This window comes from Petrotoga sp. 9PWA.NaAc.5.4 (assembly GCF_002895485.1).
Taxonomy (GTDB): Bacteria; Thermotogota; Thermotogae; order Petrotogales; family Petrotogaceae; genus AZRK01.
In genome coordinates this window covers 85,550-104,234 of the sequence record NZ_AZRK01000042.1, presented here as the reverse complement: position 1 = coordinate 104,234, position 18,685 = coordinate 85,550, and the positions used below count along the sequence as shown (strand labels likewise).

Annotated in this window: 18 protein-coding genes and 1 riboswitch; of the genes, 17 read left to right on the top strand and 1 reads right to left on the bottom strand. The window is 29.0% G+C overall.

Annotated features, from left to right (window positions below):
- Positions 1 to 10 precede the first annotated feature (10 nt).
- From fliJ to purD, 13 genes are all read left to right on the top strand, one after another.
- The gene (gene fliJ / locus X924_RS08685; protein WP_121958517.1) at positions 11 to 469 is read left to right on the top strand and encodes a flagellar export protein FliJ; all 459 of its coding nucleotides are present in this window, start codon (positions 11 to 13) and stop codon (positions 467 to 469) included.
- A complete protein-coding gene (locus X924_RS08680) occupies positions 462 to 914 on the top strand; it encodes an arsenate reductase ArsC (protein WP_121958516.1) in 453 nt (150 codons plus the stop codon). The genes fliJ and X924_RS08680 overlap by 8 nt, the downstream gene beginning before the upstream one ends.
- A 92-nt stretch (positions 915 to 1,006) precedes the next feature.
- Positions 1,007 to 1,108: riboswitch (purine riboswitch) on the top strand.
- A 100-nt stretch (positions 1,109 to 1,208) separates the two neighbouring features.
- Positions 1,209 to 1,628 (top strand): AIR carboxylase family protein, encoded by a 420-nt coding sequence (locus X924_RS08675; RefSeq protein ID WP_121958515.1) that lies wholly within the window; start codon positions 1,209 to 1,211, stop codon positions 1,626 to 1,628.
- Positions 1,621 to 2,334, top strand: a complete 714-nt coding sequence (gene purC / locus X924_RS08670) for a phosphoribosylaminoimidazolesuccinocarboxamide synthase (RefSeq protein ID WP_121958514.1) — start codon at positions 1,621 to 1,623, stop codon at positions 2,332 to 2,334. Before X924_RS08675 ends, purC begins: the two co-directional genes overlap by 8 nt.
- On the top strand, positions 2,331 to 2,621 hold the full coding sequence (gene purS, locus X924_RS08665) for a phosphoribosylformylglycinamidine synthase subunit PurS (RefSeq protein ID WP_121958513.1): 291 nt from the start codon (positions 2,331 to 2,333) through the stop codon (positions 2,619 to 2,621). The genes purC and purS overlap by 4 nt, the downstream gene beginning before the upstream one ends.
- Positions 2,614 to 3,291, top strand: a complete 678-nt coding sequence (gene purQ, locus X924_RS08660; RefSeq protein ID WP_121958512.1) for a phosphoribosylformylglycinamidine synthase subunit PurQ — start codon at positions 2,614 to 2,616, stop codon at positions 3,289 to 3,291. The genes purS and purQ overlap by 8 nt, the downstream gene beginning before the upstream one ends.
- Complete coding sequence (purL, locus tag X924_RS08655; protein ID WP_121958511.1) at positions 3,269 to 5,452, top strand: phosphoribosylformylglycinamidine synthase subunit PurL; 2,184 nt, start codon at positions 3,269 to 3,271, stop codon at positions 5,450 to 5,452. Before purQ ends, purL begins: the two co-directional genes overlap by 23 nt.
- Positions 5,453 to 5,457: 5 nt before the next feature.
- A complete protein-coding gene (gene purF, locus X924_RS08650; RefSeq protein WP_233186627.1) occupies positions 5,458 to 6,840 on the top strand; it encodes an amidophosphoribosyltransferase in 1,383 nt (460 codons plus the stop codon).
- 885 nt (positions 6,841 to 7,725) lie between these two features.
- Positions 7,726 to 8,703, top strand: coding sequence for a phosphoribosylformylglycinamidine cyclo-ligase (gene purM / locus X924_RS08645; protein ID WP_121958509.1), 978 nt, complete (start codon positions 7,726 to 7,728; stop codon positions 8,701 to 8,703).
- A gap of 92 nt (positions 8,704 to 8,795) precedes the next feature.
- Positions 8,796 to 9,374: a phosphoribosylglycinamide formyltransferase gene (gene purN, locus X924_RS08640; protein ID WP_121958508.1), complete on the top strand. Its 579-nt coding sequence runs from the start codon at positions 8,796 to 8,798 to the stop codon at positions 9,372 to 9,374.
- A 133-nt stretch (positions 9,375 to 9,507) separates the two neighbouring features.
- On the top strand, positions 9,508 to 11,049 hold the full coding sequence (purH, locus tag X924_RS08635) for a bifunctional phosphoribosylaminoimidazolecarboxamide formyltransferase/IMP cyclohydrolase (RefSeq protein ID WP_233186624.1): 1,542 nt from the start codon (positions 9,508 to 9,510) through the stop codon (positions 11,047 to 11,049).
- A gap of 106 nt (positions 11,050 to 11,155) precedes the next feature.
- Entirely contained in the window at positions 11,156 to 12,811 is a 1,656-nt protein-coding gene (locus X924_RS08630; RefSeq protein WP_158245358.1) for a sensor domain-containing diguanylate cyclase, read from the top strand.
- Positions 12,812 to 13,152: 341 nt separating this feature from the next.
- Positions 13,153 to 14,400: a phosphoribosylamine--glycine ligase gene (purD, locus tag X924_RS08625; RefSeq protein WP_121958506.1), complete on the top strand. Its 1,248-nt coding sequence runs from the start codon at positions 13,153 to 13,155 to the stop codon at positions 14,398 to 14,400.
- Between the two features lie 22 nt (positions 14,401 to 14,422).
- Here the strand turns inward: purD and X924_RS08620 are convergent, their stop codons facing one another.
- Positions 14,423 to 14,776 carry a hypothetical protein gene (locus X924_RS08620; RefSeq protein ID WP_121958505.1) on the bottom strand — a complete coding sequence of 118 codons (354 nt, stop codon included), beginning with the start codon at positions 14,774 to 14,776 and terminating at the stop codon, positions 14,423 to 14,425.
- A 230-nt stretch (positions 14,777 to 15,006) separates the two neighbouring features.
- Here X924_RS08620 and X924_RS08615 point away from each other — a divergent pair, with 230 nt between their 5' ends.
- From X924_RS08615 to X924_RS08600, 4 genes are all read left to right on the top strand, one after another.
- Positions 15,007 to 16,041, top strand: a complete 1,035-nt coding sequence (locus tag X924_RS08615) for an L-threonylcarbamoyladenylate synthase (protein ID WP_121958504.1) — start codon at positions 15,007 to 15,009, stop codon at positions 16,039 to 16,041.
- Between the two features lie 44 nt (positions 16,042 to 16,085).
- Positions 16,086 to 16,847 (top strand): type III pantothenate kinase, encoded by a 762-nt coding sequence (locus X924_RS08610; RefSeq protein WP_121958503.1) that lies wholly within the window; start codon positions 16,086 to 16,088, stop codon positions 16,845 to 16,847.
- Between the two features lie 78 nt (positions 16,848 to 16,925).
- On the top strand, positions 16,926 to 18,272 hold the full coding sequence (locus X924_RS08605; protein WP_121958502.1) for a radical SAM protein: 1,347 nt from the start codon (positions 16,926 to 16,928) through the stop codon (positions 18,270 to 18,272).
- A gap of 125 nt (positions 18,273 to 18,397) precedes the next feature.
- On the top strand, positions 18,398 to 18,652 hold the full coding sequence (locus tag X924_RS08600; protein WP_121958501.1) for a type II toxin-antitoxin system prevent-host-death family antitoxin: 255 nt from the start codon (positions 18,398 to 18,400) through the stop codon (positions 18,650 to 18,652).
- The last annotated feature ends 33 nt before the right edge of the window (positions 18,653 to 18,685 follow it).

Sequence of the window (18,685 nt, the reverse complement as noted above, 5' to 3'; positions counted from 1 at the left end):
GGGGATCGTTATGGCCTTCAAATTTAAGTTGGAACGGCTTAAAGATTTACGTGAGCGCTATGAAGAAATGTCTCGCATAGAATTGGGTAAAAAGATAGAAGAAAGACTCGCAATAGAAAAAGAAATTGCTTCTTTAAATAAAAAGATAGAAGCTTTTTCTTTAGAGTTTAAAAATGAAATAAAGAAATCTGTTTCTGTATCAAAATTAACCAATATGATAGATTATAAAAAACAATTGAATTCTTTGCTTTCTAATCTTGTAATAAAATTAAATCAAAAAATACAAGAAGAAGAAATAGCAAGAAATAATTATTTGAATGCAAAAAAAGAAAAAGATGTACTTCAAAAACTCCAAGAGAGACGTTTTGAAAGTTATAAAACGGATGAAAAAAGAAAGGATATTAAAGAATTAGACGAGATTGCCCAAATGAATTATTTTACGAAGGGTGGAGAAAACAGAGATGAATAAAATTAAAGTATTATTTTTATGCTCAAAAAATTCTGCAAGAAGTCAAATGGCGGAGGCTTTTTTAAAAAAGTATGGAGATGATAAGTTCGAAGCTTATAGTGCAGGTTTAGAATCTTCGCAAATAAATCCGTATACTGTAAAAGTTATGGAAGAAAAAGGCATAGATATGAGCGATCATTATTCAAAAAGTTTAGATACATACTTGAACGATAGATTTGGTTTTTTGATAACTGTATGTTCAAAAGCTGAAAAAGAATGTCCGTTTTTTCCTGGGGTAAGTATCAGATTGCATTGGCCTTTTGACGATCCAGCGGCTTTTGAAGGAAGTGAAGAAGAAAATTTGGAAGTTTTTAGAAGAGTCAGAGACGAAATAGAAAAAAAGATAGTAGATTTTGTCCAAAATACTGATAAATACTCAAACATAAAAGCAAATTTTGAAATATAGGATTTTATAATTTGTTTTCAATAATTTAACACAATTCATTTGTTTTTTTGTTAGAATGTTTATATAAAAGGTTTAATCAAGTTAATATATGTGAAGTTTACATAGCCTCTTTCTGTATAATGCTGATAATAAGGTTCAGCAGTTTCTACCAAACAGCCGTAAACTGTTTGACTACAGTGAGAGGGGATTAGAGATTTTATTCAAAAATACAGATAAAATCCTGCCTCTCTGCTGTAATGAAAATTAAAGAAAGGCAGGATTTTTTATTTTTATTTATATAAAGGAGTGAATTAATTGAGAAAGGTACTTTTATTGTCAGGAAGTAAGTCCGACGAAATTTTTGTGAAATCAGCTATAGAGCTTTTTAGTGAATGGCGAATAGAATGTGATTACAGAGTTTATAGTGCTCATAGAGAACTAAAAGAGCTAACAAAGTTCATAGAAAATATTTCCGAAAAAGATTATTGTGCCATTATAGCTGTTGCAGGTCTTTCAGCAGCATTACCCGGTGTAGTTGCCTCTTTAACAAATCTTCCAGTTATAGGTGTTCCAAGAGATGTTGGACCTTTGAATGGATTAGATGCATTGTTTTCTATGGTTCAAATGCCAAGTGGTGTACCAGTTGCCACTATGGGTATCGGTGCTAATGGAATGAAAAACGCAGCATATTTTGTTAAAAGACTTTTAGAAACAGAAGGTGAATTAAATGGATAAAGAAAAATTTGATTTACTTTATGAAGGAAAAGCAAAAAAGGTGTATAAGTATAACGAGAACGAACTATTAATTGAATTTAAAGACGATGTTACCGCATTCAATGGATTGAAAAAAAGTAATGTGGTAAATAAGGGTAAGATTAATAAAAAGATTTCTGAATTCTTTTTCAAAATGCTAAATAAAGAATCTATAAATACACACTACATAAAAGAATATGATGATAGCTCTTTTATTGCTAAATGGACAAATTTAATTCCTTTAGAAGTTATTGTTCGAAACTTTGCAGCAGGTAGCTTTTGTAAAAGATATGGTGTAGAAAAAGGATATAAATTCGATGATACTTTAGTTGAATTTTCATTGAAAGATGACAATTTAGGAGATCCAATGATAACTAAAGATGCAATATTACTGTTGAAAATCACTTCTGAAGATGTCTTAGAACAGATTGAAACTATTTCTAAAAGGGTCAATAAGATATTGTCAAATTATTTAAAATCTAAGCATATAATCTTAGTTGATTACAAATTAGAATTTGGCTTAGCGAAAAAAGATGGAAGATTGACGTTAATAGATGAGATATCTCCTGATACATGTAGATTTTGGGATGATAATACTATGGAATCTTTTGATAAAGATGTATATCGTGAAGAAAAAGGTAATTTAATTAATGCTTATGAGGAGTTATTCAGGAGGCTAAATATATGAACAAAGAAGGAAAGATTTTTGAGTTTGAAATTAAAGTCAAATTAAGAGAGGGTATTTTAGATCCCCAAGGAACTGCAACGTACAAGGTTCTTAAGAGACTTAATTATCCAGTAGAAGATGTCAGATTCAATAAAAGTATAAAATTATTAATAAAAGAAAACAATTCGCAAGAAGCTAAAAAGGTCGCAGAAGAGATAGCTTATAAAGTTCTTTCTAACCCGGTTCTTGAAGATTTTGAAGTGAGAGAGATAACTAACGGCTATATGGAGTGTGAGATAGGTGAATAGTCTAAAAGCCGCTGTTATAGTATTTCCTGGGTCTAATTGTGACAAAGATGCCTACTTTGCTTTAAAAACAAATGGTTTTAAAGTTCAGTATGTATGGCATGATTTTAGCAAAATGCTGGATTATGATTTAATATTCATTCCAGGAGGATTTTCTTATGGTGATTATTTGAGAGTTGGAGTACTTGCGCGATTTTCTCCGGTAATGAATTCTGTTGAAAAATATGTGCTGAAGAAAAGAGGTTTAATAATTGGGGTGTGTAATGGTTTTCAAATTCTTACTGAAGCTGGCTTATTACCCGGAGCATTGACAGTTAACACATCTCATAGGTTTATATGTAAAGATATTGATTTAAAGATAGTTAACAATAAAACTCCTTTTACAAATTCAATCAATAAAAAGATAATAAGATTACCGATAGCTCATAAATACGGAAGGTTTTTTTCATTAAAAAAAGATATTGCTGAAGATCAAATTGTATTAAAATATGTGGAAAACCCTAACGGTTCATTTGAAGATATTGCTGGTATAGTAAATAAAGATATGAACGTGTTTGGACTGATGCCACATCCTGAAAGAGCTTGTACGCAAATTTTAAAAAATGAAGATGGGAATTATATTTTTCGATCCATCAGGAGGTATTTAACAAGTGAACAATTCGTCAGAAATTAAACAATTAGCTTTAAATTTAGGGCTGTCAGAAGAAGAATTTAATTTGATAGTCGATAGATTAGGAAGGGAACCAAACGAATTTGAAACTTTTCTTTTTTCTGCTCAATGGTCGGAACATTGTGGCTATAAACATTCAAAACACTATTTAAAAAAATTGAATGCATCGTACGAAAGTGAAAATGCAGGTTATGTGGAAATTGGTAAAAAGGCAATAGTATTTAAGGTAGAAAGCCATAATCATCCATCGGCAGTTGAGCCATATCAAGGAGCTGCAACCGGTATCGGAGGAATTGTAAGAGATATATTGGCTATGGGAGCAAGGCCTATAGCTCTATTGGATTCTTTAAAATTTGGTAACATAAAGGACCCAAAAGTCAAGAATATCTTTGAAGGTGTAGTATCAGGTATAAGTGATTACGGTAATTCTATAGGAGTACCCACTGTGGCTGGCGAAACTTATTTTCATGAAATTTATTCTACAAATCCTTTAGTTAACGTTATGTGTGTAGGGATTGCTAACAAGAATGAGTTAGTTTCTTCTCATGCCGATGGTCCGGATAAGCTTTTTGTTTATATTGGTTCTAAAACAGGAAGAGATGGTATACATGGTGCTTCATTCGCATCCAAAGAATTAACAGGTAAAGATGATAGACCTTCTGTACAAGTGGGAGATCCCTTTACAGAAAAAAATTTAATTGAAGCGACACTTGAAATACTAAAAATCAAAGGAGCAAAAGCTTGTCAAGATATGGGAGCTGCTGGTATTTTAAGTTCTACCTCTGAAATGGCTTATAAGGGAAATCTTGGTTGTGAAATATATTTAGACAAAGTTCCAAAAAGGCAAAAAGATATAAAACCATGGGAAATCATGTTGTCCGAATCTCAAGAAAGAATGCTATTTTTAGTAGAACCTGGATATGAAGATCAAGTTAAATCTATATGTGAAAAATATTTGATAGAATTCGCTGTAATAGGAAAAACAATATCCCTAAAAAGGTATAGAATTAAAGATAGTGAAACAGGTAATTTATTATCTGATATCCCGATAGACATTTTAGTTAATGCACCGGAATATTATAAAAAAACTATTACTCCACATATTTTCATATTGAACAAAGCTAGAAAAATACCCAAAATAGACGATACTGTTGAAACAATTTTAAAAAAAATGTTGAAAGATCCCAATCTTACAAGTAAACAATGGATATTCCAACAATATGACTATAAGGTTGGTACAAATACAATTATAATTCCTGGTGAAGCAGATGCTTCGGTGTTATGGATAAAGGGAACAACAAAAGGTTTTGCCGTGACAATAGATAGTAACAGTATATACTCTTATTTAGATCCATATGAAGGTACAAGAAATGTAATTTATGAGGCTGCAAGAAATTTAATTTCTGTCGGAGCAAAACCTTTGGCCATTACCGATAATTTAAACTTTGGTCATCCAGATGATGAAGAAGTTTTGTGGCAATTTGAAAAAAGTATAGAAGCTTTAATAAATGTTTCTCGTGAACTTTCAACGCCAGTTGTTAGTGGCAATGTTAGTTTTTACAATTCCTATAAAAATTCTTCGGTATATCCTACACCTGTAATTGGCATGATAGGTGAAATAACAGATATTAATAAAATAGTAGACAGAAAGTTCAAAAATGTTACAGATGTTGTGTACTTATTAGGTAAAGTAGACATAGATTTTGACCGTTTGGGGGGAAGTTTGTATCTTCAGATCTGTAAAGACTTTATTGGTGGAGAAATAGATCTTGTAGATACTTTTTATGAAACTAATTTAGATCGTTTTATTATCGATCTTATAAGCAAACAAATTTTTGAAAGCGTACACGATGTTTCAAAAGGAGGTCTGGCTTTTGCTATTGCTGAATCATGTATTTTAAGCCAAAAGGGTTTTTTAGGCAATTTAGGGAATTCCATAGAGGAATTGTTTGGGGAAAATCAAAGTAGATTTATTGTTTCTATATCTCGTGAAAATGTCAACCATTTTGAAGAGTTGGCGAAAGCAGCTAATATTGGATTCAAAAAGTTAGGTGAGATAAAAGAAAAGTCAGAAGGTATAGAATTTGGATTCGGTAAGTTTGAAATAGAAGAATTAAGCAATTTATATTATAATTGTATTTCTAATTTAGTGGAGGAAAAGTGAATATTATGTTGATGGAGAATTGTGGATTATTTGCTGCTTATTCAAAAGATTCACGATACAATGTAACTGGAAGAATAATTGAAGGATTATTAGCTTTGCAGCATAGGGGTCAAGAAGCAGCAGGGATTGCAGTGTCAGATGGAATTAAAATTCAAACTTACAAAGGAAAAGGAGTGGTAAATTCGGTTTTTAATAAAAGTATTTCACAAAAGATAAAAGGTTATTTTGGCATAGGCCATGTGAGATATTCAACTAATGGTTTTTCTAACTTTGTAAATGCTCAACCTTTGACTGTAAGATATAAAAATGAGTTTTTCTCTATAGCACATAATGGGCAAATAGAGAATAGCGCAGAGTTAAAAAAAATATTTGAAGAAAAGGGTTCAATTTTTATGACTACTTCTGATACTGAACTGATACCTCATTTGTTAGTTAACAATTTCAAAAAAGCTCCTTCAAAGTGGGAATCAAAAGAAGTAGGAAAAGTAATTGATAAAAGTATAGGACCTTCTTACTCTTTATTGTTGTTGTTCGAAAATAAAATTATTGTATTAAGAGATGCTTTTGGATATAGGCCGTTATTTTTGTGTGAAACAAAAAATGGGATTTATGTTGCTTCCGAGGACAGTGCATTCAAAATTTTTCCTCTAAGGGATGCAAATATCAGGGAAATCAAACCAGGAGAAGCGGTTGAAATAAAAGATGGTATCATAAAAAGTTATGAGATCAATCCTAATAAAAATTATAAATTTTGTTTTTTTGAACAGGTATATTTTGCGAGGCCAGATTCTAATGTATTTGGAGAAAATGTCCATTTAATGAGAGAAAAATTGGGGGAACTTTGCGCAAAGGAGAATCCTATTGATGCTGATATAGTAATTCCTGTCATGGACAGTGGATTTTCTGCAGCATTAGGTTACTCAAAAGCATCTGGTATTCCTTTAGAAATGGGTCTTATGAGGAACAAATATGTTGGAAGGACGTTCATAGATCCTGATATTCAAGAGAGAAAATTAGGAGTAAGAAGGAAACTTTCTCCTGTAAAAGAAGTTATAGAAAACAAGAGATTGGTATTGGTAGATGATTCGATAGTTAGAGGTACCACCGTAAAATATATAGTTAAAATGTTGAGAGAAAATGGTGCTCAAGAAGTTCATATTAGAATTGCCTCTCCTATGGTTGTTAATACTTGTCATTGGGGAGTGGACATTCCTGATAAAAATGATTTAATTTGCTCTACTAAATCTTTAAAAGAAATTGAAGTCCTTGTCAATGCCGATTCTATTAAATTTATATCGTTGACTAATTTATTGAATTCTTTGGGATCAGATGGTAGAAAATATTGCTTACATTGTTTTCAAAATGATTGGGGAGAAACTTCCTTTTAGAGTTTACACAGAAATAACGGATAGTTTTGGTTCTCTTGCAAATATTATGGATAATTAAGCTGGAGTTAAATTAAGTGAAATTTCTCCGGCTAAAGTGGTGGTAGGCTAAAAGCCTTATAAGATGTGGGATTATTTGCTTAAGGAAATTTTAAAGAAAGCTACTTCATTACAGTATAAACTGTTGTCTCCACGTCTTTTGTTTGTATCTTATTTTTTACATGCTATTTTTGGAAGAGAATCAGAAATAAGGGCTTTTAAAAATAAGCATTTTAATTTATAACAGGTTCAGAGTTAAGTCCTCTCCCTTCTCCGCCTACAAGTGAGAAAAATTTAAAGGAATATATAATCAGTGAGTATTAAAACTATAAAGATATTTTAAAAAAACTAAAATTCAGAACATTTATACACTCGGAAGGTTAGAATTTCTAAACTAAATAAATTAATATTAGAGACCTTAGAAATGAAATTTTGAATTTTAAACGAGTTCAGGGCGGAGTCCTCTTCCTACTCTTCGGTAGAGGTACCAAAAAGTTAAAAGAAGTCATAATTAGTAAAAATTAAGGTTATAGAGGCATTTTATAAAAAATTTGACGATAAAACATACATAAAAATGGTTTTTAGAATTTCTAAAGCTAAAGTTAGTAAATTAATATTAGGTACTTTAGAATAATAATTTTCAAAAAATAAGCTTTTGAATTTAAAACAGGTCCAGGACACAGCCCTCTTCTCTTTGGCTACAAGTAACGAAAAAGGTAAAGAAATTAGGAATTAGTAAGGATTAGAAGTAGGTAGGTATTTTGTAAAAAAATCAACGCTAAAACATATATATAATAAGAATTTTGGAATTTCTAAAATAAGTAAAATTAATATAAATAGGAGGAAGTTATGTATTATAAAGAATCAGGGGTAGATGTTAATAAGGCAAATGAAGCTATAAAAGAAATAAAGGAGTTAGTTGGAGATAATATTGGAGCATATGCGGGGATTTTTCCATTGTATGATTTTTTAGCTTTCAACGGTTATACAGATCCTGTATTGGTAGCAACAACAGATGGAATAGGAACAAAATTGGAACTTTTGAAAGAACATAAAATGTGGGACATTGCAGCCATAGATCTTGTTGCCATGAACTTAAATGATTTAGTTTGTATGGGAGCTAAACCTTTATTCTTTTTGGATTATTTTGCTACTTCTTCACTTCATAAAAACGATTTTATATGTTTTATAAAAAATTTGACAGGGACTTTGAAAAAATATGATTGCAAACTTTTGGGTGGAGAAACTGCTGAATTACCCGGTATTTTTTATGAGAATCAAGAAGATGTTGCAGGGTTTGCTGTAGGAATTGCTGAAAAAGAAAAAATGTTTGATTATTCAAAGATAAAAACAGGAGATAAATTGATAGGATTAACTTCTTCAGGAATACATTCTAATGGTTATTCATTAGTTAGAAAATTATTGAAAGATCAGAAATTGGCCTATAAGAATTATATTTTGAATCCTACAAGAGTATATGTTGATCAAACTTTAAGAATAAGAGATTATATAAAAGGCGCTGCTCATATTACAGGTGGAGGCATTATAGATAACTTAGGTAGAATTATTCCTAACGGTTATTGTGCAAATATTAAAGTTGATTGGGAATATCCAAAAGTTTTTCACGATATAATGGATGCTGGAGTATCTCTTAATGAGATGTTTAAAGTTTTTAATATGGGAGTTGGAATGATTTATATAATGAACGAAGATAATCTAACTAAAGTAAAGGAAATCTTAGAAATTGAATTTTCAGAAACAGTTTTGTTAATAGGGGAAATATCGAATTGTAAAAGTGTTGAAGAAAAAGTCTATCTTGAATTTTAAAAAGGTGTGATGCAAGTTTCTAATATTCGCAACGTTTTGAATTTGAAGTGGTTATAGGGAGACATTTAAAAATTAGGAGATGAGAATTAAGATTGAAAGAAATAATAATTTTAGCTTCTGGTAATGGAACTAATTTTGAAGCAATATGTAATTATTTTTCGGATCCTAAAAAAAACGTTAAAGTGAAATTGTTGATTACTGACAATAAAAAAGCCTTTGTAATTAAAAGATCACAAAAGGTTGGAATTGATTGTTGGGTTATTGATTATCACTCATGTAAAAGTAGAGAAGAATACAACAAAAAACTTTTCGCACTTTTGAAGAGTTTAGATTTTGATTTAATAGTTTTAGCTGGTTATATGAGGATACTTCCCGATTATATAGTAAAATATTATGAAAAAAGGATTGTAAATATTCATCCTTCTCTTTTACCTAATTATAAAGGTTTAAACGCTATAGAAAGATCATTTAACAATAGAGAATCTTACGGTGGCATAACTATTCATTATGTGGACGAAGGAGTTGATACGGGAGAAATTATTTTTCAAAAAAACTTAAAAATACTAAAAAATTGGACATTAGAAAAATATGAAGAAAATATTCATAAATTAGAGCATCAATATTATCCACAGATAATTGAAAAAATATTAAAAAGCATAAGTGGAATATAATAATATAATAAGAGTTATAAAGAAAAAAGACTTTTTTCTTTCTTTGACTACAAGTAACAAAGAAATTAAAAAAATATATAATTAAGGGATATTAGAACTAAAGAGTAAATTTTAATAAAAGGGGAGGACAATAATGGTTAAGATTGAAAGGGCTTTGATAAGTACTTATAAAAAAGAAAATGTGGTTGATTTTGCAAATTTTTTAAAAAATATAGGGATAGAAATAGTTTCTACAGGGGGAACCGCTAAAAAATTAGAAGAAAATGGAATTAAAGTTACTCTTATTGAGGAAATTACCGATTTTCCAGAAATTTTAGATGGTAGAGTTAAAACATTACATCCAAAAATACATGGTGGTATTTTAGCGAGAAGGAATAAAAGAGAAGATATGGAAATTTTAGTTAGATATAATATAAAGCCTATAGATCTTGTATATGTAAATCTTTATCCTTTTTTAGATATGGCCCAAAATAATGATATTAATTTAAGTGAATTATTTGAGTTCATAGATATAGGTGGTCCAACTTTAATAAGAGCTGCTGCTAAAAATTATAAAGATGTATTAGTTATTGTTGATGAAGAAGATGCAAAAAAAGTAGAAGAAAAATTGATAAACGGTGAAGAGATAAATGAAGATTATCGATTGTATTTAGCCTCAAAAGCTTTCAATTTAACAGCCTTTTATGATACTTGCATTAGTAGTTTTTTGCAAAATGTTATTTCTAAAAAGACAGGGAAAGATTATCAAACAAAATATTTAACTATCCCTTTTGAAAAGACTTTTGATTTAAGATATGGAGAAAATCCTCATCAAAAAGCTTATTTTTACAAAAATTCATTAAATATAGGAAGTATGACTACTTTTGATCAACTTAATGGCAAAGAGTTATCTTTTAATAACTTACGAGACGCAGATTCTGCCTGGAAAGTAGTAGCTGAATTTGATGAACCTACATGCTGTGGTTTAAAGCATAGTACGCCTTGTGGGGTAGCCAGTGGTAAAAATACATTGGAAGCATTTAAGAAGGCTTATGAATGTGATCCTGTATCAATATTTGGTGGAATCGTTGCTTTTAATAGATCTGTTAATGTAGAAACCGCAAAAAAATTGAATGAAATATTTCTTGAAATAGTTATGGCACCTGATTATGATGAAGAAGCTTTAAGAATTTTACAAAAGAAGAAAAATCTTAGGATACTTAAAATGAAATATACTCCTTTAGATAAATATGAACATGTTTCAATAGATGGAGGATTGTTAACTCAAGAAGTTGATAAAGATTTAATTAATGATTTCCATGTAGTTACAGAAGAAAAAATCACAGACGAAATTAAAGAAGAACTAATATTTGCATGGAAAGTCGTTAAATTTGTGAAATCTAATGCCATCGTTGTTTCAAAAAATAAAGCTACTACAGGGATTGGTACTGGTCAGCCAAATAGAATTTGGGCGGCGATTGAGGCACTTGAAAGAAGCAAAGATAAAGGAGCAGAAGTTTTGGCTTCAGACGCATTTTTCCCTTTTAGTGATGTAGTTGAGAAAGCAGCAGAATATGGTATAAAAGCTATAATTCAGCCAGGTGGATCTATTAGAGACAATGATTCTATACAAGCGTGTAATAAATATGGTATTTCTATGGTATTCACAGGAATGAGACATTTTAAACATTTATAAAAGTAACATAAAGAAAATATAAAATAGATTGTTTTAATAATAAATTTTAAAAATTTGCCCTTTGTGATATAATATTAACAATTAGAAAAGCAAAGGGATGATAAAGTTGAACTTAAAAATTAAGAATTTACTTCTTTTTATCGCTACTATTGTATCTTTTTACTTACTAAAATTAGATTTTATTAATGTAAATTGGATGGATTTTCTTTTTCTTGTTTTTATAACTATTATTACAGATAATATAAAAATTTATTGGAAAAACAATAGATTGATATCAAATATGCCGGCTTTTTTATATGCTTTTATTTTAGGTCCAGAGTATATTTTAATTTCTTGTTTGATAATAATCTTTAGTCGAACGAAACATAAGGAATTATCAAAAAGAATATATAGGGTTCTTGTATTTTCTACTGCCTATTCTGTTGCGGCATTAATATCATACAGTTTTTCGACATCGTTTTCTTTGTTTTCTTTGTTTTTATTTGTCAGTATTTCCAAATTTTTAAATTATTTAATAGTCGATCTTCCTAAAAAAGTTGATCTAAGCTTTTTTTTATTTGAATATTTACTTTTCTTAAGTTTTATTCCTTATTCTTTTTTATATCTATACTTTTCAGAAAGCATTTTTAGATACTCTATATTGTTAGTTAACTTGTTTATCTTGTTGATTTTTTATGCTTTCGTCAATTTATTAAATCAAAAATTGAATGAAAATATAAAAAGTGAAAGATTGAGGAAGTTGAATGAAGTAATAATAAATTTGGGGTCAGTTTTAAAAGATTTTTCTTTAAAAATTCCGCCAGAACAAATTTTAGATAAAATCGGGGATATTTTACATGATGAATTAGGATATTCTTATGTTTTAATAAGTCTTTTTGATTTTGATAAGAAACTTATCAGGAGAGTAACTCAAAAAGGTTTATCAAAAGAGATTTTTGAAAAGATTCAAAATCAAGAAGTACCGATTAGCGAAGTCAATAGATTTTTTAGAAAAAAATATAAATACAAAGAAATTTATTTTATTCCTCAAGCAAATTTAATAAATGATATCTATACCCATCAACCTCGGGAAAATATTGATGAAAATTATTTTCAAGAAACGTCGAATAAATGGGATCCTGATGATTTATTGTTGCTTTCTTTGAGAGATGAAAAAGATAGATTAATAGGGTATATTTCATTGGACGGTCCTGAAAACAACTTAAAACCAACAAAAGAAGAAATGAACATTTTATCTGTATTTGCTGAGATGGTCTCATTGGTTTTAACTCATTCGCAGAAGTTTCTTGAAATTAAAAACAGCTCTGAAAAAGATGGTTTAACAGGAGTTTATAATCATTCTAAACTCTTTTTGGATTTAGAAGAATTTGAAAAGGAAAAAGTAAAAATATGTCTCGTTTTTTTTGATATCGATAATTTTAAGGCTTTCAACGATACTTATGGGCATGAATTTGGTGATTGGGTTTTAATTCAAATTGCAAATATATTACAAAATAATACAAGAAATGATGATAGGGTATATAGATATGGTGGGGATGAGTTTGTGTTGATACTTAAAAACATTTTTAAAAAAGATTTGTTAAATATAGTCAATAGGATTTTTTCGTGTATTAATGAAATGGAACCAAAAATATCTGTAAGTGCCGGTTGTTGCTGTAGTGAAGAAAAAGTTGACAGTTATACTCAAATTTTGAATAAAGCTGATGAAAGAATGTATAAAGCAAAAAAAGAAGGGAAAACGGGCATCATTTTTTATGAATGAACTATTTGATTTTAAGAAATATTAAAAGCTGATGGAAGTTTAAAATGGCTTTAATATTATCTAAGACTTTAAAATTTTTAAAGTATTTAATAAAAAATTTAGGTACTTTAGAAATAAGACTTTTCTAAAAACAACATTTTGAATTTAAAATTGGTCCAGGGCGGAGCCTCCTCCTCCTTTCTTGGCTACAAGTACCGAAAAAGGTAAATAAATTAGGAATTAGTAAGGACTAGAAGCAGGAGGTATTTTTTAGAAAAATCAATGTTAAAACATCTATAATAATAAGGATTTTGAAATTTCTAAAGTGAGTATAAAAAAATTTTACGGGAGGTTTTTAAGTAATGAGAATTTTGGTGATTGGTAAGGGTGGTAGAGAGCATGCGTTAGCTTGGAAATTTGCACAAAATAAAAATGTTGAAAATATTTTTGTTATGCCTGGCAACGATGGTATCTCTTTTGAAAATAAATGTAAGTGTGTAAATATTGACGATATAGATGAGATTTTAGATTTTGCTAAAAAAGAAAGTATAGATATAACTTTTGTAGGTTCTGAAGAGTATCTTGCTAAAGGAATAGTTGATAAATTTAAGGAAAATAAGTTAAATATAATTGGTCCTGAAAGGAAAGCAGCGAGGTTAGAAAGTAGTAAAGTTTTTGCCAAGAATTTTATGCAAAAATATGGAGTTCAAACAGCAGATTACATAACATTTGATAATTTATATGAAACGAGATCTTATATAGAAAATCTAAAAAACTCAAAATATCCGCTTGTTATAAAAGCTGACGGTCTTGCTGGGGGAAAAGGAGTTTTTATATGTAATAATTTAGAAGAATCAGAAAAAGCACTTAATGAGTTGATGGAGAAATCATTTTTTAAAGAAGCTGCTCGAAAAATTGTTTTAGAAAGATATTTAAGTGGTTTTGAAACTTCATTATTTATATTGTTAGATGGGGAGAACTACAATATTTTATGCTTTTCTAAGGATCATAAAAAACTTTTGGAAGAAGATAAAGGGCCTAATACTGGTGGAATGGGGGCTATAACTCCTCATCCTGATATAAAAGAAGAATTGAGAGAAGTTATTGATCAAAAAATTATTTTTCCAACACTAAATGGTTTAAAAAAAGAAGGTTTGTTTTATAAAGGTGTGTTATATATTGGATTATTGATAGAAAATGATGAGCCGTACGTATTAGAGTATAATGTAAGATTCGGTGATCCGGAAGCTCAATCTATTTTATATTTGATGAAAAATGATTTATTAGACATTGTAAATTCACTTCAAAATGAGAATATTAATAATTGTGAAATTCAATGGAACAACGAATTTTCTTTATGCTTAACGATTTGTACTAAAGATTATCCTTTTTCTTACAACGTTGGTGAAAAAATAATTATAGATCCCACAATAACGTCTAAGATTTTTTATGCAGGTGTTAAGTTAGAAGATAAAGATTTAGTAACCAACGGGGGAAGAGTTTTGAATATTGTAAATAGCGGTAAAACATTGAAAGAAGTGAGAGAAAAAGTTTATAGGGATGTTGATAAGATATTTTTTAAATCACGATATTATAGAAAAGATATCTAACAATATAATAATTTAAAAAAACTTAACCACTTTTGTTTATTTTGTGTCTGCTCATATTTTCCTCAACTTTCAAATAACCGGTTTTCATGGCATTTTTACTTTTTTGTAGATTTAGTTGCTGGATTTTAATTTTTTCAAACTGTTCTTTTATTCTCTTTTCTCTTTCTAAATCTTTTTTTAAAATATCTTGCACAATGTTTTGAGTCTCAGGATTCTCTTTATAAACTTCTATTTCTTTCAATAAACTAAATCTAAATTCTAACGATTTGGAAAAGTTTTCGAAATCGTTAGAATTTAAATATTCGTCTAATTTTGATTCAATCTTTTCTAATTTCTCTTTCAAATCATTAAAACTGTTCGAAAATTTATCATTCATAATTTATCATCTATTTTTCCTCATCTTTTAACCATTTTATTTTTGCTATTCTTTTTTTATTATAACATAATAGGAGAGTTATTTCGTAATTTATGAATATTTCTATATACGCATGATTAAGAGCAATTAAAAGCTTTTATTTTTAATTATTTTACTTTTTCTCGTTTTTTTTATATAATATATTATTAGAGGTTTTTCCTTTTTGGAAAAAAGACAAAGGGGAGTATATAATGGAAACGATAATTTTAGAAATAGATCCTTTAAATATTGAAGAAGAAAAAATTAAAAAAGCTGCTCAAGCAATTAAAGAAAATAAAACTGTAGTTTTTCCTACAGAAACGGTTTATGGGTTGGGAGCAAATGGATTTTCAGAAAACGCTGTAAGAAAGATTTTTGAAGCAAAAGGTAGACCTTTTGATAATCCGTTGATTTTACATGTTGCAAATATCAAATCTTTTTTAGAGTTCTCGTACATTTCATATTCGTTGTTAGAAAAGATAGAGAGACTGTTACCTGGTCCTGTGACTTTTGTCCTTAGAAAAAAAGAGATAATCCCTAATATTGTTACTGCAGGCAAAAATACTGTTGCAATAAGAATGCCTGCACATCCTATTGCTTTAAAGCTTATTGAGTATGCGGGCGTTCCAATAGCTGCCCCAAGCGCTAATATATCAGGTAAGCCGAGTTCAACTTTATCTGAACACGTTATACATGATTTAAAAGGAAAAGTTGATTATATAATTATAGGTGGCAAAGTAGAATTTGGTGTGGAATCTACCGTAATTGATTTAACTCAAGGTAAAGTTCCTGTACTATTGAGACCAGGGCCAATACCTCCTGAAAAGTTAAAAGAGATTTTTGGCGATATTGAAATTCCGAAATTTGTATATGGTATTGTAGAAGCCGATTATATAAAAGCTCCGGGAATGAGATATAAGCACTACTCTCCTAATACTCCTGTAATATTAATAGAACATGATGAAAAAGAAAATATGGTAAATAAGGTCGTCGATGAATATCAAAAATATTCAAATGCAATTGTATTGTGTTTAAGAGAGCATTCTCTTTTTTACAAAGAAAAAAACATAAATTATGATATTATAGGTAGTGAGGATAACTATTATGAATTTGCAGCAAAACTTTTTGAGATGTTAAGAAAGTACGATGAAAAAGTAGAAGTTATGATTGTTGAAGGTATAGAAGACAAAGGTATAGGTATTGCTGTGATGAATCGTTTAAGAAAAGCATCAGAAAAAACTGTTTAATTAATTTATCAAAATTTTGGAAAATAATATAAAGGGGGATATGCATGGAACTTCTATTTGATGTTGGGAATTCTTATACGATTGTTGGAATACACAACGTTGATAAGTTTTTTACATGGAGATTGGGACCAAGTATCCTCGAATCGGAAGATATATTATTCGCAAATCTATCAAAATTAGTAGAATATTCTAAACTTGATATTAATAATATTAAAGAAATAGGAATATCTTCAGTCGTTCCAAAAGTAAACTTTATTTTGGAACAATTTTCTAATAAATATTTTAACATAGAGCCTATATTTGTTTCTTCAGAACACAAAGTTTATAATATTGGATACTTAGTTGACTATCCAAAAGAAATAGGTGCAGATAGATTAAGTAATGTAATAGCGAGTAAAGTTGATTATGGAGATAATGTAATTGCTGTAGATTTTGGAACCGCAATTACAGTTGATGTTCTTGAAGGAGGAAATTTTGTTGGCGGCGCTATAATTCCGGGATTTAGAACAGCTATAAATGCTTTATTTTCTAAAACTGCCAAACTTCCAGAAGTTGATTTAATTCCTGTGAATTATAATTTAGGCAAAAATACTATTGATAATATACAAATAGGAGTTGTTAAAACTACTTTATTTGGCATAGAAAAATTAATTCAAGAAATAAAAAACGAGAGAAAACAAGATTTTTTTGTGGTTGTGACTGGCGGCGATGCTAAATTTTTAAAGTTTTCTTTTTTTGATAAATATGATTCAAACCTTACTTTAAAAGGTATAAAGTATTATATGAAAGAAGTAAAAACTCTTTAAAATAAACAATGAAATTGGATTTAGAATAGCACTTAAACTTTTTGGTCTAAGAATGTTGATAAATGCGGAGGAACGGACGTGAAGTTTCTAATTGTGAATCCTTGGATTTATGACTCAGCTGCTTATGATTTTTGGTTAAAACCATTAGGCCTTTTGTATATTTCTGAAATTTTAAAAAATTTAGGCCATGAGGTAATTTTTATAGATCTATTAAACAGGTATGACAAAGAATTGGTGAAACAAAAAAAAGTAAAAGATAAATACTATGGTACTGGTAAGTTTTATAATGAAGTTGTTGAAAAACCATCCATATTAAAAAATATACCAAGAGATTTTAAAAGATACGGTTTACCAATCGAACTATTCAGACAAAAATTAGAGAAAATTAAAAAAAATGAAAAAGTAGATGCTATTTTGGTTGGAGTTACTCTTACATATTGGTATTATGGGGGACTTAAATGTATTGAAGTTTTAAGAGAATTTTTCCCTGAAACTCCGATATTTTTTGGTGGTATTTATTCTACTTTATATACAGAACATGCAAAAGAGACATTTTCTTGTTATAATGTTTCTGTTTTTCCTGGTATGGGAATTTTACCTTTAAAAGGTGTTTTAAATGAATTAAATTTGAATTCAGAAAGTTTAGATAGATTAGATTGGTTTGAAAAAACAGATTTGACCTATGAATTATACGATTCTGACCTTCCTTATGTTGTATTAATTACTTCGGTTGGATGTTCCTTCAAGTGTTCTTACTGTGTTACTCCAAAAATGTGGCATTTCGAATATCGAAGCATAGATAAGATTGTAGATAATATTGACTTTATATTAAAAAAAAGACCTTATATAAAAGATATAGTCTTTTTCGATGATGCTTTTTTGTTAAGGGATGATATTAAAGATTTGCTAAAGGCGCTTTCTGCTTTTGAGATTAGATTTCACTTGCCAAATGGAATACATGCAAGAAGAGTTGATGAAGAGATTGCTTACTTACTAAAAAAAGCTAATTTTAAAACGATTAAGCTGGGATATGAAAGTTATGATTATAAAACTCAAAAAGAAACAGGGTTTAAAGTAAGTAATCGAGATCTTGAAAGAGCTATTTTAAACCTAAAAAAAGTAGGTTTTAGTAAAGATGACATATCTGCTTATATTTTAATTAATTTGCCTGGTCAAAGCAAAGAAAAAGTTATAGAAGCAATAGATTTTTGCTATTCCTTAGGAATTAGAATAAATTTAAATGAATTTACACCTATACCTGGTACAACTGAGTTCAATAAATTGGTTGAAGAAAAATATATTTTTGAAAATATTGATCCATTATTGTTGAACAATACCTATATACCATATTGGGCAAATTTTACATTGAATGTAGATGAAATAAATGAAGTAAAAAATTATGCGCGTAGTAAATATTTTCAATAAATCTATTTATAGAAGATTATAATTGATTGTATGGTATTATAACCAATTAGAATGCAAAATCTTCAGTTTGGTATTGTTGACAAATATTTATAAAATGACTATAATTATAGTCAAGGGGTGTTATAATGGAATTGAAAGATTCTGTATTTTATAATTTAGCGGATGCAAAAGCGAAATTTTCTCAAGTTGTCGACCAAACAAAGGATAAAGATGTAATTATAACAAAAAATGGTGTTCCTATAAGTGTAATGATAAATTATAATAAGTTTATTCATTTAATGGAATTTATTGATGAAATAAGAGATATATCGCTTTTTGATTTAGAAGATGTGGAGAAATTTAAAGATATTAAAGCCTTTTTCAAAAATTTTGATGCTTAATGTTTTGTGAATCGCATAATAAATGAATTCATT